Below are 13,811 nucleotides of genomic sequence, written 5' to 3' on the forward strand. Positions count from 1 at the left end.
GACAAATCACTATAAACAAAATAGCCCTCTGAATCAGAGGGCTATTTGTGATCGCGACAGGATTCGAACCTGTGACCGTCTGCTTAGAAGGCAGATGCTCTATCCAACTGAGCTACGCGACCTAAACCTTAAGGAAAACGATTTCCGTTTTCGGTTTGCAAATATAAAATTAACTACATACCCAACCAAAAGAAATGTTTATAATTTTAAATTTATTGCAATTCCCTATTTTTTTGAATTTTTGAAGGTTTACATACTAAATCCTAGCTTCAAAAGTTATATTTTTAGCCACCTAAACCTATGTTTTTAATGAAACGTTACTTATACTTTACCCTCGCCTTAGGATTTTTATTGCTTTGGAGCTCTTGCCGAAAGGATTTTGAGTTCTCACCCAGTACGGGAAGCCTTGAATTTTCAAAAGACACCGTTTATTTAGATACCGTTTTCACGAACATTGGCTCAAGCACTTATAATTTAACCGTCCATAATAGAAGCGACAACGATATTTCCATTCCTACAGTAAGGTTGGCATTGGGCGAATCTTCAAATTACCGCTTGAGTGTTGATGGGATGGCTGGAAAGAGTTTTGAAAATGTAGAAATCCTATCTAAAGATAGTTTGTACATTTTTGTTGAGTCCACCATCGATATCAATAATTTCCCAAACACCAATGGTGAATATCTTTATACCGACCAAATAGAATTTGATTCTGGAAATAACCTTCAAAAAGTAGAATTGGTCACGTTGGTTAAGGATGCCGTTTTTATTTATCCAGGGCGTGATGGCACAACAAAAGTCATTGAAACCCTAACTCTTGATTTGGGTGGCGAATTGGTGGAAACCGATTTGCAAGGCCGTGAGTTGCTACCCGAAGAATTGACCTTAACAAATGAAAAACCTTATGTTATTTATGGTTTTGCAACTGTACCCAACGGAGAAACACTAACTATTGAACCCGGTGCGCGATTACATTTTCATGATAATTCGGGTATTATTGTTTCTAACGGAGCTTCCATAAACATGAATGGGGCGTACAGCAGCGACCAAGAATTATTGGAAAACGAAATCATTTTAGAAGGCGACAGATTGGAACCTTTATACGCGGACATTCCGGGCCAATGGGGAGCCATTTGGTTGTTGGATGGCAGTTTGAACAACACCATCAATTACACTACCATAAAAAACGCAACTATTGGTATTTTATGTGATGGCAATCCGAACGAAACCAATAACAAACTCACCATTACCAATTCGCAAGTTTACAATTCCAGCAGTTTTGGTGTTTTGGGTAGAAACACATCCATTATGGGCGAAAATGTGGTACTGAACAATGCCGGTTTGTCCTCTTTTGCAGGTACTTTGGGTGGAAAATATAACTTTACGCACAGTACTATTGCCAATTATTGGAATACCAGTTCCAGACAATTCCCTGCACTTTTGCTAAACAATTTTGTTTTGGACGAAGAAAACAATGCCGCTCTTGCCGATTTAACCGAAGCGAACTTTAACAACTGTATTATTTATGGCAATGATAATCCTGAAATTCTTTTGGACGAACTGGAAGACGACAATGTAGTTTTCAACTTTAAATTTACCAATTGCTTGATAAGATTTGATAGCAGAAACACCAATTTAACGGGGCCGAATTACGACTTAAACGACACCAACCATTACGAAGGCAATATTTTTAACCAAGACCCCAACTTTTTCAAAGTCGATGAAAATATGCTGGTTATTGGTGAAGAATCGGCAGCCATTAACCTTGGCAATCCTACTTTTGCATCTCAGGTACCTTTCGATATTTTGAATGTGGACAGAACCACATCGCCAGACTTAGGCGCCTATCAGCACATTACTTTTCCTGTGGAGGAATTATCAGATTAATTAAAAGTGGTCTTATAATCTTTTAAAAATCGTTCCCGTTCCACTAAACAAAAAAATAAATGTTCACAAACCCATTCCCATTCATGAAAAACAAAGTACTATCAAAATTGACAATCATTTTATTCACTTTAGCCCTAGCATCATGTGCTAGTGAAAATGTCAATCCAACTGATGATTCCGTTCTAACGGTGCAATCAACAAACATAAAATATGACTCTGCAACCATCTCTTGGAATTCTTTAAATGGTAGTGGTACATTGCTATACAACATATATCTAAATGGAATTCTAGAAGCAGAATTAATACCAAATTTAAACTATACTTTTATTAACTTGAAGGAAAACACAACTTACACTGGAAAAGTTGAGGCTGTTGATAACACTGAAGTTATAAAATTTTCCAATTTTGAGTTTACAACAAAAGAAAGCACAAATACGGATGTAGCTCCTTCCAGCTTCAATACAACAGTAAAACATCTCGGTCATGTTTCCACCACCATACAATGGACTGCCTCTACTGTTACCAATAATGCCAATATTACCTACAGTGTTTTCATCGGAAATCAATTAATTGCATCAAACTTAAGCGATTTAGAATTATATATCCCCAATTTAACAGCTAACAAAACTTATAATGGTTATGTAAGGGCTTTTAATGGAAATGCATTTACCGATTCAAACTTTAATTTTACAACAGTGCCTTCTAAAGTTTTCAATGGTCGTGTAATTCTGGAAACGCAACAAGAAGTCGATGATTTTGCATCAAATCATTATACTGAAATCACTGATTGGTTAATTATAGGATATACAAATATTACCTCAGACATCGTGGATTTGGAAGGCTTACAAAGTTTGGTTGCCGTACAGGGCTCCCTTTTTGTTTCCTCAAACCCCGTATTAGAATCTACACATGGGCTGCAAAATATATCCAACGATTTAAACGCCATTGCAATTGTAGATAATTTAATCCTAAATGATTTAAGTGGTTTTTCCGGCATAAATAAACTCTTAGACTACATTAATATTGTTAACAACCCCGAGATAACTACTTTAGATGCCTTCTCAGGAATGACAAATGGTGTCACCGCTGTAAATGTAGAGCTTACAAACAATGATAAATTAATAGATATTGATGGTTTAAGTCAATTAGACTTATTTTCGGTTTACATTAGAGACCACGAACTATTGGACAATATTGATTTAATAAATAGCTCAGATAGCAATACACTTGGCCAGTTATATATCTTCAACAATAAAAACCTAAATGATTTTTCTCCTCTAAGCAATATTACTTTAATTAAGGGTAGCTTAACAATTGGATACAGCAATATAACCAATTTGGATAATCTTAGTAATTTAACTAGAACTTTTGGTGATTTAAATATATGGTATAATGGTATGCTTACCGATTTATGTGGTCTACAAACTATTGTTCAGAGTAATATGATTGGTGGATTATATAACGTACATGACAACGCCTATAACCCAACTTTTCAGGAAATAAATGATGGCAGTTGTTCTTCCAATTAAATTCATCTTATAAGACAAAAAATCCTGCCAATAGCAGGATTTTTTTTGTGTCAACCTGAACTTGTTTCAGGTTCTCATTTTATTATGTGCAGAAAAAGACTTCGACTCCGCTCAGTCTGACAATTCACCACAAAACATAATATAGTTTATGCAAACAATGGTCTTCCAGACATCATGGCATTTACTTTTTCTTTTACAGCATCCAAAGTGGCTTCATCTTCGAAGTTGGTAATCACTTCATCAATCAATTCCACAATGGCAGCCATGTCAGCTTCTTTAAGTCCGCGTGTTGTAATGGCTGCCGTTCCTAAACGAATACCTGAAGTTACAAACGGTGATTTATCATCAAATGGTACCATGTTTTTGTTAACGGTAATGTCCGCTTTTACAAGAGCTTGCTCAGCATCTTTACCTGATACGTTTTTGTTTCGTAAATCAATCAACATACAGTGATTGTCCGTTCCGCCAGAAATCAAGTTATAATCTTTTGCAACCAAAGCTGCAGCCAAAGCCGCTGCGTTCTTTTTTACTTGAAGTTGGTAATGTAAAAACTCATCGGTCAACGCTTCACCAAAAGCAATCGCTTTCGCGGCAATGATATGCTCCAACGGACCTCCTTGGTTTCCGGGGAATACCGCAGAATCCAATAAGGATGACATTTTACGCAAGCTTCCGTTTTTCAATGTTATGCCAAATGGGTTATCAAAATCCTGCCCCATCATTATCATTCCACCACGAGGACCACGCAAGGTTTTGTGTGTTGTTGTGGTTACGATATGGCAATGTGGAAGCGGATCGTTCAAAATACCTTTAGCAATCAACCCAGCAGGATGTGAAATATCGGCCATTAAAATAGCTCCAACGCTATCTGCAATTTCCCTAAAACGTTTAAAATCGATATCACGGGAATAAGCAGATGCCCCGGCAATAATTAATTTTGGTTGCTCTTTTGTGGCAATCTCTTGAATTTTATCATAGTTTAGAACCCCTGTTTCTTGGTCAACACCATAAAACACCGGATTGTAAAGTTTACCAGAAAAGTTAACAGGCGAACCGTGGGTTAAATGCCCACCGTGCGATAGGTCGAACCCTAAAATTTTATCACCAGGGGTTAAACAAGCGTGGTAAACCGCGGTGTTGGCCTGACTTCCAGAGTGCGGCTGAACATTTACATACTCAGCACCAAACAAAGCCTTGGCACGATCAATGGCTATTTGCTCCACTTCGTCAACCACTTCACAACCACCGTAGTAACGTTTTCCGGGGTAGCCTTCAGCATATTTATTGGTGAGTACCGAACCGGCAGCTTCCATCACCTGTTCGCTCACAAAATTCTCTGAGGCAATCAGTTCAATACCATGTAGTTGGCGCTCCTTTTCGGCTTGTATAAGTTCAAAAATTTGTTCGTCGCGTTGCATATAAAATGTTGTTCTAGTTAAATATTCGGCAAAAATAACAAATAGATTAGTTAAACTTGTCAAAAAACATGCATTTAGCATGAAGTTTTTAACCATTTTATCAACGGGTGGAAGCCGTGCATATTTTTTGCATTTTTTTTATTTAAAATAAAAATTTTATGTAGGTTTGATAACAATTCGTCAAAACAGATTCAATTAATCAAGACATAAAGTTATGCCGTTATCCGCTAACAATCCAGATAGAACTTCGTGGTTGCACGTTGATAAAAATTCAGATTTCCCCATCCAAAACATTCCTTTTGGGGTGTTTTTAACCCGTGATGACATCATTACGATTGGCACACGTATTGGCGATACAGCCATTGATTTGGGTGCATTGCACCAGTTGGGGTATTTTGAAGGCATTCCTTTAACGGATGATATCTTTCTGCAAGATTCGTTAAACGACTTTATTGCAGACGGCAGAAAAACATGGCGTGCCGTTAGAAACCGCATTGCCCAGATATTTGATAAAAGCAACCCTATTTTAAAGGATAACAAAAGCCATAAGGAAATTGTGTTGTTCCGATTGGACGAAATAGAAATGCAATTACCAGTTCACATTGGCGATTACACCGATTTTTACTCCAGCCTAGAACACGCCACCAACGTGGGCAGCATGTTTCGCGACCCTGAAAATGCCCTGTTACCAAATTGGTTGCACATTCCTGTTGGCTACCACGGCAGAAGCTCGTCCGTTATCCCATCAGGCATTCCGGTGCACCGTCCACAAGGGCAAACCCTGCCCAATGGAGCTACCGAGCCTGTTTTTGGCCCAAGCAAATTGGTGGATTTTGAATTGGAAATGGCGTTTATTACTACTGCCGCGAACGATTTGGGCGAACCTATCCCCATAGATGAAGCCGAGGAATATATTTTCGGTTTGGTGCTGCTGAACGATTGGAGTGCGCGCGACATACAAAAATGGGAATACGTGCCGCTAGGTCCGTTTTTGGCCAAAAACTTTGCAACCTCCATTTCGCCATGGATTGTAACGCTTGATGCTTTGGAACCATTCCGTGTGGCTGGCCCAAAACCCATTAAGCCACAAATGGAATACCTTAAATACAAAGGCAACAAAAGTTACGACATCAACCTGGAAGTTTCCATCAAACCTCATGGCGCCAAAGAAACTGTGGTCTGCAAATCGAACTTCAAATACATGTACTGGAACATGGTACAGCAGTTGGCACACCACACCATTAACGGTTGCCCTGTAAATTCGGGTGATTTAATGGGCAGTGGCACCATTTCGGGCCCAACCGAAGACAGCTACGGCTCTATGCTGGAACTTACTTGGAAAGGCGAAAAACCAATTAAAATGAAGGACGGCACTGAGCGCAAATTCATTAATGACAAGGACACCGTTATCATGCGTGGCTATTGCGAAAAGGATGGTACCCGAATTGGCTTTGGCGAGGTTTCCACAAAACTGCTTCCCGTTTACGGTAAAAAATGATTTGTTTTGTCATTCCTGCGTCTGCGTTCGCTGAAGCTTTAGCAGAGGCGCAAGGCAGGAATCCTAAATAAAATACTGTATTCCGCATTAAGCCTGCCCTCCGTCAGTTATGAATTCAGGGTGGAAAAACATTATTCTATTTAAACCAATTACCACCATAAACCAAGTGTCACCTTGAGCATTGGTAGAAAAGAAAATATTTTTTCTTTGAAAGCCCCCTGCAAAGCACGCATGGAGGTCTTTTGGAGTTACAATTCCCAATTAGGTTTCGACTGCGCTCAACCTGACAAAATGTTTTATAACTGAACATTTGTAGGCAACATAAATCGGAACTAAATACAAACAGATTGCTTAGTACCTCGCAATAACGTCTCGGTATTTTTATTCATAATAATTCCTACAAAACGTTTAATTATTTCACATTTAAACGGATTTATTAGTATTTCATCTATATTTTTACTACTTTGGCACCGAAATTGTTTTGACACCCAAATAAACCTAAACGATTAACCTATGAAATGCCTATTAATAAAATTCCAAAACAAGCTTAATGATAATATGGGCATTGCATCTGACCTATTAAAAACAAATAAATTTTAACAGATGAAAAAACTATTACTTTTTACGTTAGCCCTAGCGCTTGTATGGTCTTGCAGCACAAGCAGACAAATGGAAAAAGCCGTGAGCATTGGCAATTACGACCATGCCATTAACGATGCCATTGGCAAGCTAAGAGTCAATAAAGACAAAAGAGGAAAATCTGATATCATCCTAATGCTACAGGAGGCTTTTTACAAAGCCAATGCTCGCGATTTGGATAATATCAATTACCTGAAACAAGACAGCAATCCAGAAAACTTTATAAAAATCTACGATCTATACGTGTCGTTGGACAACAGACAAGAGCGCGTAAAACCGCTTTTACCCTTGTATGTTGATGGCCAAGAGGTGCGTTTGGATATGAAAGATTACACCAGCTCTATGATTGCTGCCAAAGACAAGGCCTCAGAGGTATTATACGGCAACGCAATTGGGCTTTTAAAATCTAAAACCAGCAATAAATTGGACTACCGTTTTGCGTACGACCAATTGCGCGACATTGAGGACATTAACCCCAATTACAAAGATGTGCGTAACCTTATGGAAGTGGCCCACCAAAAAGGAACCGATTTTGTATTGGTTGAAATGATTAACGATACCCAAAAAGTAATTCCGCAGCGTTTGGAAGACGATTTATTGAACTTCAGCACTTACGGATTGAACAACCTTTGGGCGGTGTACCACAACAACCCCGTTAAAGATGTAAACTACGATTACAACATGCGCGTTAATTTACGCCAAATCAATACCTCGCCAGAACAGGTTAAGGAACGCCAAATCGTTAAGGAAAAGCAAATTGTTGATGGCAAAAAACTGTTGTTGGACGAGCGCGGAAACCAAGTTAAGGACAGCCTTGGCAATGCCATAGAGGTAGATAACCTAAAAACCGTGCGTTGCGAATTTTATGAGTTTACCCAATTTAAGGCTGTACAGGTTACCGGAAATGTAGAATACTACAATTTAAACACCAAGCAATTGGCAGATGCCTTTCCGGTAGATAGCCAGTTTGTGTTTGAACATATTTATGCCGATGCACGTGGCGACCGCCGTGCGTTGGAAACCACCTTGTTGCCATTTTTACAACAACGTGCCGTGCCCTTCCCTACCGAAGAACAAATGATATACGACTCTGGGGAAAATTTAAAGCTCCAGCTTAAAAACATTATGAATACGTATTCGTTGAATGAACAATATTAAAGAAAACGCCCAATTTAAATTGGGCGTTTTTTTGCTCTATCTAGTTTACTTCTTCAAAAACATTCATCATCATATTATAATGTCCTTCGTGGTCGGTTAAAATAAAAATATCTTTAAATACTTTCTTGTAAGCCTCTATTGTTCTGTCTTGAAGTTCAACGAACAAATCATCATTAATGCTGTGCGAACCATCATTAATCCAAGCAATTAAAGACCGACATATTTCCTGTTCTTCTTTAGTTTCAAATTTTAAGATTAAGTCATCATCTCCATATTTTCCAAGCAGCTTGAAATAATTTTCAATAATCCTACGCATTATGTTTTGAATTGTCAAACTAGATTTTATTCCGTCACTTTTTAATTCTTGCCAAAGAAGTTCATACGAAGACTGGATTGGGTTATCCATCCCAAAGCTTTGCAAACTTGTTACTTTATCATTTTTTCTTAAAATCCAAAAATTAGTTTTGTTGCAAATTTTTGTTCTACCGTCAATAAAAGAAACTTCTTTATGAAAATATACGTTGTGAGTTAATAAAATCAATTGTTTAATATTCCCATTATCTGCTTTAATGGATTTGATTATCTCTTTTAAAAGAGTACTAACAACAAACAAAACATTACTGTCTAGACTGGAAATTGGGTCATCAACCACCAAAACTCTTTCATTATTTACCACATCTTCTGAAATTCCTCCTTTTGCTAATTGTAGATAATATAGAAACGTTATAAAAGTAATTTCACCTTCACTTAGTGTTGATTCTGCAATTGAACCGTCCTCTCGCTGAATTTGATAAAAACCTTCCTCATCTGCAGGAACGATTTCAAAATTCAAAAATCCGTAGGATTTTAATAATCTATTGATTTCGTCAATAGTTGGCTGAATGCTTGTAACATTCTTGCTTAATTCTTTTATTTCTGCATCCAGTTTCCGGTATTCATCTGTTTTCGTTTTATACTGAGATTCTAAGCTTGTAATTCCTTTTTCTAAACCATCCTTTTTTTTATTAAAATCGGTTATTTCTGTTTTGTATTCTTCAACTACGAATTTCCAAATGGCTTTAATAAGATTGTTTCGTTCACTTGTGTAATTGACTACAATTTCATTATGTTTTTTAATTTCAGTATTGGCTTGATTGATTAACTCAACAATTAAATCAGATTGCTCTTTTATAGATAATAGCTCAATACTTCTGCTTGGTTCTTTAATTTTATTATTTAGATATTCATTGTTTGTAGTGTTTTGACTTATCAATGTTTTTAAAAAGGCTGAAAATCGATCAATATCAAGCATAGTACTCTTCAGCGCCCTTTGGTCTGTTTCAATTGTATTTAACTGATTTATTATGTTTTGTGTTAAAGTATTGTATTCTTGTTTCAGATCTTTAATTGAATTGATGTCATTCAGATATGTTTCATCGAAGTAATTTTCCAATTGATTCTTAAAATCATCCGTTATAGTTTTTTCTTGACAAAATGGACAAGTTTCGTCTTGGATGTAATCTCGCCCTTGATTTACCCAATCGTTAATATTTAATTTTTGAATTAACTTGGCAATATTTACATCGGCTTTACCAACTATAATTTTTTTCCAAATTCCTTTTGCCTCAATTTCCAAAACTCTATCGAATGAAATTTTGCTTATAGGATTTATACTTTGTGGCTGTTCACCGAATATTGTTTTAGCTTTTTGGTTTAAAATGCTTCGAGTTTCTAATGTAGAGGAATTGGATTTTGATTCTTGAAGTAGCTTATTTTTAAATGGTTCCTTTTGCAAAGTTCCAACAAAAGCTTCCTTAAAATCAAGCTCATATTTTTTGTAAACTTTTGTCCAAGTGGCTTCTTTAAATTCGTTTTCTAATTTTTCTTTTTCTAGTTTTTGAGTTTCTAGTGTTTCCTTTTTCTTGACACCTTCAGATTTGATTATTTTTAGATTTTCGCTTTTTTCTTCTATCACCTTTATTTGTTCTGCAGTTGCTTCACCAAGAGTAAAAACTCCATTCAGTTTTCCTTTACCAAAGTTTCGCTCTCTAAATTCTTTATTATAAACCAAAACATTCAATGGCAAATCATTTTGCCAAGCCATCGAACAATTAACAAATTTCAAATCTGAATTATCGTAAATAAAGTTTGAAATTGTTGTTTTTCCGCAACCATTTGAACCATAAATAAAATTGATTTTCTTTAAATCATTCAGTTGTACTCCTTCATCGTCATATGTTGCAACGTTTTTAATGTCAACCGATAAAATCATAGTTAGTTTTCTTAGGAAGGTTAATTCTTAAAATCAAATTAGTCTAAAATATTTTAGAAAATTAGAATTTTCTTACCAAAAAAACAATACGTAGTCCTACTTATATTAAGGTAATTTCATTCAAAAGTATATAAAACCAAAGTATTGGTTTTGCCTCGTAGCTCCTGTTGCCCTAAACTCTTTAATATATAATTGGCATTAAGGTTTAAGGCGTTTACCAAGGGTTCAGAAATCAAAACATCAACCCCATAACTATTGCAAAGCGCCTGTATGCGGGCGGTGGTGTTTAGTACATCGCCGGTAAAAATTATGTCTTTTTTAATGCTGCCTATTTCGCCCGTTGTTACCTTTCCCATATGAAACCCAGCCTTAAAGGTGGGCACCTCGCCAAATTTGTTTTGGTACCAAGCCTCACGCTTTTTTAAACTGGCTTTCATGCCCTCAAAACAGGTTATGCAATTGTTGTTTTTTATGCCCTTTTTATAGGGCCACGATACTACAATTTCATCGCCCACATATTGGTAAATCTCGCCAGAGTGCTCTATTATGGGTTCGGACAAATCGCGGTAATAGGCATTAAGCAGCTCAAAATACTTAATATGCCCCAAACGCTCAGCCATGCTGGTGGAGGCTTTCATATCCAAAAACATAAAAATACGGGTTTCCTCTTTGGGCTTGTGGTACTTGCCCGTTAAAAAGTTAAGCAACACGTCATGGCCCATATTATCGCTAATCTCGGCATAAAACAACGAGGCCAGCATCGAAATGGCCAACTGCAAGGCCGTGCTCCAAAAGGTTAGGCTTTTTAAAAAAGTGAAAAACTTGTGCCAAACGGCCTCGTCCCATACCGAGGTTTTTAGTTCCAAACTCGCCGCAATGGGAAAGGTTATAAAGACAATCAGCCCCAAAAACAAAGCATAGATGAGTGCTTTGCCCAGTATTTTTTCCAGAAAACTGCGTTTGGCAAACAGGGCGTTTAAATAAAAGCGTTCAATTGTGCCAACCACCAACCCCAGTACAAAAATGAGGCTACTGGCAAAAAGCAGTACCCTGTAATCTACTTTTATGGCACCCGTGGCCACTTGGTTTGGTGCGGCGGCATGCTCGATAAACAAAAACACAAAGGCAAATACCAACCAAATGATACCAAAGGGCAGTATTTTAGAAAGATGATGTTTTGCTTTGGGTGTTAACACGCGGTTGCTTTTGTTACGGCAGCAACGAAGTTAACCTTTCGTGTTGGAAAAAGAAACCATAAATGGATTAAAATCCATAGTTTTTAGCAAGAATGAAATTCATTTTTGGTATTAGTGTCATTCCGAACAAGGTACGCGGAGGAATCCCATCATTATATCTTTATAATGAGATTTCTCACTACATTCGAAATGACAAAATGCTCGAAAAGATTATTATTGATTTTTCAAAGCCACCTAAAACCTACCGTTTTATTTTTCCGGAAGTGTCGCCTTCCATTAAACTAATCACATTATCCAAAGAAACCATATTGACGTCTCCAGGAACGGTATGTTTTAGTGCACAAGCCGCCGTTGCAAAATTCAGGGCATGCAAATCATCCTCATAATGCAATAGGCCATATATGAGGCCAGAAGCATAAGCATCGCCAGTACCAACGCGGTCTATAACATGGCTAATGTCCAACGTTTCGGTTTTGATGTATTCTTGCCCGTTCCACATTTTACCGGTAATTTGCTGATGGGACGCACTAATGGATGTTCTCGTTTTCCCCACAACTTTCGCAATGCGTGGAAAAGCATCCATAAGTTCTTTGGCCGAGGCTTGAAATCCGCCGCCTAATTCCCCAAGTCCAAACATTTCATAAATGCCGCGATTACTTGAAAATACAATATCGCAATGCTTCGTTAATTCTGGCATAACCTCTTGCATGGTTTTGCCATATTTCCACATGTTTTTGCGCGAGTTAATATCGCCCGAAACCGTTATGCCCATTTTGTTGGCGGTTTTAACAGCGTCCAAACAACACATGGCCGCTCCTTCTGAAATGGCCGGCGTAATGCCTGTAAAATGAAACCAATCTGCCCCTGTTAGCACTTCTTCCCAGTCAACCATATGGGGCTGTATTAAGGAGAAGGCAGACCCTTCCCGTTCATAAATAACTTCACTGGATCGATGTACGGCGCCTTTTTCCAGAAAATATTTCCCCATCATGTTATCGCCATATACCACGTGGTCGGTACTCAGCCAATGCATACGCAAAAATTGGGTGGCGGCTTTTCCAAGGGCGTTATCCGGAAAACGGGTGACGTGGGACGCCTTCATGCCCAAATAGCCACAAGAAATGGCCACATTGGCCTCCCCGCCTCCATAAACAAGGTCGAAAGAGGTTGCTTGTGAAAATTTTGAATAGCCCGGTGGTGATAAGCGCATCATGACTTCGCCAAATGTTACTAGTTTTTTAGCCATTATATCGTTTAGTTAAAGTTATTTTAGCTGTTTGAAGATATCCATAAATTAGTTACCTCACAAGAGTATCTCCCTTAAAGTTCTATTAGAAGGAAATAAAGTTAAAGGAATTCTTCAAGTAAATTTAACCCAAGAATTTCCCAGAAGTAATTTGCGCCAAGCCTGAAGTACTTAAATTATAAAGATAAACCCAAGTTTTTAGGTTCGTTCCGTCTTCCAAAAAGGCGGTGACCAATTCCTTTTTATACAAATTGGGTTTGGGTTGGTTTGGGCCTACGCCCTCGTATTCGTCCAACACTTTAAAAACGGAATCGGCTTCTTTTATTTTGAAAACCTTTCCGAATACTTTTTGTGACGGGTCGTTGCCCAACACAGCCCCTGGATACCAAGACACTTTATAAAGTTTGCCATAAAAATAGCCACTGCCCACACATTCGGAATGGGCTTCCAAGAACTTGGCCATCTCGTGATTGGAGTCTTTTAAAAGTGTACCGTAAACAAAAAGATATTCAGGTTTCATTTTAGGTGTTATGCAAATCGCTGTAAATCTAAATCGTTAACAGCGCCGTGGCTAGCGTGTGCTACCACCGTTCCGTTTTTAACCACCAAAAGCTGTGGCGATTCGTGCACCACCTGAAAGGTTTCGGCAATGGCGTTTGAAATATCACGATAGGCAATCAAATCCAAATAATACAAATCAGCCTGATTTTCATCAAAATCAAAGTCTTTTTCAAATTGGTTTTTCACCATTCGGCTAATCCCACAACGGGTAGAGTGTTTAAAAATGAACTGTGTTTTGGTTTCCGATTTGGTTTTAATCTCTTCTAATTGTTGCAATTCGGTTAAGCTTATCCAAGACAATTGTTTTTCTTCAGTTGTTTCGGTTGAACTTCCGAAGATCTTATTTAATAATCCCATATAATTTAAAATCTTTCTCCTCAAAATACGTTTTGAGGAATCATTAATTTGTCATTCCCGCGAAGGTGGGAATC

The 13,811-nt window shown here is 37.7% G+C and carries 10 protein-coding genes and 1 tRNA gene; 4 read left to right on the plus strand and 7 right to left on the minus strand.

What is annotated here, in order from left to right; genetic code table 11:
* Positions 1-48: 48 nt before the first annotated feature.
* A tRNA-Arg gene (locus tag WJN01_RS10610) sits at positions 49-122 on the minus strand.
* 187 nt (positions 123-309) lie between these two features.
* Between WJN01_RS10610 and WJN01_RS10615 the strand changes: the two genes are divergently transcribed.
* Positions 310-1,884, plus strand: a complete 1,575-nt coding sequence (locus WJN01_RS10615; protein ID WP_445197138.1) for a hypothetical protein — start codon at positions 310-312, stop codon at positions 1,882-1,884.
* An 83-nt stretch (positions 1,885-1,967) separates the two neighbouring features.
* Positions 1,968-3,413, plus strand: a complete 1,446-nt coding sequence (locus WJN01_RS10620; protein WP_445197139.1) for a fibronectin type III domain-containing protein — start codon at positions 1,968-1,970, stop codon at positions 3,411-3,413.
* Between the two features lie 146 nt (positions 3,414-3,559).
* On the opposite strand, the gene glyA is transcribed toward WJN01_RS10620, so the two are convergent.
* Positions 3,560-4,831, minus strand: a complete 1,272-nt coding sequence (gene glyA / locus WJN01_RS10625) for a serine hydroxymethyltransferase (RefSeq protein ID WP_445197140.1) — start codon at positions 4,829-4,831, stop codon at positions 3,560-3,562.
* Positions 4,832-5,045: 214 nt separating this feature from the next.
* Between glyA and fahA the strand changes: the two genes are divergently transcribed.
* Both fahA and WJN01_RS10635 read left to right on the plus strand, forming a co-directional pair.
* Positions 5,046-6,329, plus strand: coding sequence for a fumarylacetoacetase (gene fahA / locus WJN01_RS10630; RefSeq protein ID WP_445197141.1), 1,284 nt, complete (start codon positions 5,046-5,048; stop codon positions 6,327-6,329).
* A gap of 603 nt (positions 6,330-6,932) precedes the next feature.
* Positions 6,933-8,126: a hypothetical protein gene (locus tag WJN01_RS10635; protein WP_445197142.1), complete on the plus strand. Its 1,194-nt coding sequence runs from the start codon at positions 6,933-6,935 to the stop codon at positions 8,124-8,126.
* Positions 8,127-8,166: 40 nt separating this feature from the next.
* Here the strand turns inward: WJN01_RS10635 and WJN01_RS10640 are convergent, their stop codons facing one another.
* The 5 genes from WJN01_RS10640 to ytxJ all read right to left on the minus strand — a co-directional run bounded on the left by WJN01_RS10640 (position 8,167) and on the right by ytxJ (position 13,737).
* Complete coding sequence (locus tag WJN01_RS10640; RefSeq protein ID WP_445197143.1) at positions 8,167-10,377, minus strand: AAA family ATPase; 2,211 nt, start codon at positions 10,375-10,377, stop codon at positions 8,167-8,169.
* A 116-nt stretch (positions 10,378-10,493) separates the two neighbouring features.
* The gene (locus WJN01_RS10645) at positions 10,494-11,573 is read right to left on the minus strand and encodes an adenylate/guanylate cyclase domain-containing protein (protein ID WP_445197144.1); all 1,080 of its coding nucleotides are present in this window, start codon (positions 11,571-11,573) and stop codon (positions 10,494-10,496) included.
* 241 nt (positions 11,574-11,814) lie between these two features.
* Positions 11,815-12,819, minus strand: a complete 1,005-nt coding sequence (locus WJN01_RS10650) for a sugar kinase (protein WP_445197145.1) — start codon at positions 12,817-12,819, stop codon at positions 11,815-11,817.
* A 124-nt stretch (positions 12,820-12,943) separates the two neighbouring features.
* A complete protein-coding gene (locus tag WJN01_RS10655) occupies positions 12,944-13,339 on the minus strand; it encodes a gamma-glutamylcyclotransferase family protein (protein WP_445197146.1) in 396 nt (131 codons plus the stop codon).
* Between the two features lie 8 nt (positions 13,340-13,347).
* Complete coding sequence (gene ytxJ, locus WJN01_RS10660) at positions 13,348-13,737, minus strand: bacillithiol system redox-active protein YtxJ (RefSeq protein ID WP_445197147.1); 390 nt, start codon at positions 13,735-13,737, stop codon at positions 13,348-13,350.
* Between the last annotated feature and the right edge of the window lie 74 nt (positions 13,738-13,811).

Source organism: Tamlana sedimenti, from assembly GCF_038148895.1.
Classification (GTDB): domain Bacteria; phylum Bacteroidota; class Bacteroidia; order Flavobacteriales; family Flavobacteriaceae; genus Tamlana.